The sequence below is a fragment of the Enterococcus columbae DSM 7374 = ATCC 51263 genome (assembly GCF_000406925.1).
GTDB lineage: Bacteria > Bacillota > Bacilli > Lactobacillales > Enterococcaceae > Enterococcus_E > Enterococcus_E columbae.
Map to the genome: position 1 here is coordinate 866774 of NZ_KE136347.1, position 675 is coordinate 867448.

At 44.3% G+C, this 675-nt stretch carries 1 protein-coding gene; it reads right to left on the reverse strand.

Annotated features, from left to right (window positions below; genetic code table 11):
• The coding region (locus RK02_RS12330) for a mucin-binding protein (protein ID WP_016182987.1) at positions 1–675 on the reverse strand (675 nt) is incomplete at both ends.

The window sequence follows — 675 nt, forward strand, 5'->3', positions numbered from 1 at the left end:
CCAGTATAGTGAATCGTTTGGCTCGCTTGTTTGACTAAATCTTGGTAAGTCGTTCCTTGCGGTGTTTGACTGCCAGTTGGATCTTCTGGATTGATCGGTGTTCCAGGAACTCCTGGATGTTCTGGTGTATAGGTCTGCGTTCCATGTTTGAAGATCACTTCATAGACTTTGCCAGTATTGCCTTTCCCTAATTCCTTCCCACCTTCAGTAAAGCCATCATGAACCAATTCATAGCCTTTTTTCACTAGGCTTTCAATCGTTGGCTGAGTGGAGTAAACAATCTTATCGCCATAAGTCCCACTAATCGTTTCGCCTGTATCGGTGATTTCTTGATTTTGATTATCTTGGTCAATATAACGAACGCTTAAAGTGCCTTCTTGGACATAAACCACTTCATCCACCACATCCGGTTGTTCGACCGTTGCTTCTAAGCCTCCTGCATTCGGCTTATCGACTTGATAACCAGAGACGACTGGACTAATCACAGTTTCAAAGGTGACGGTCGCTGGTTGCCAAGCGCTCCTTGCGATTATTTCACCCGTTACTTTGTCTACCGTAACACTTCTCGTAAAGGCTTTTCCGTTGATTGTTACATGGTCTTTTGGTGTTTGTTCGCCTGCGCCAGTATAGTGAATCGTTTGGCTCGCTTGTTTGACTAAATCTTGGTAAGTCGTT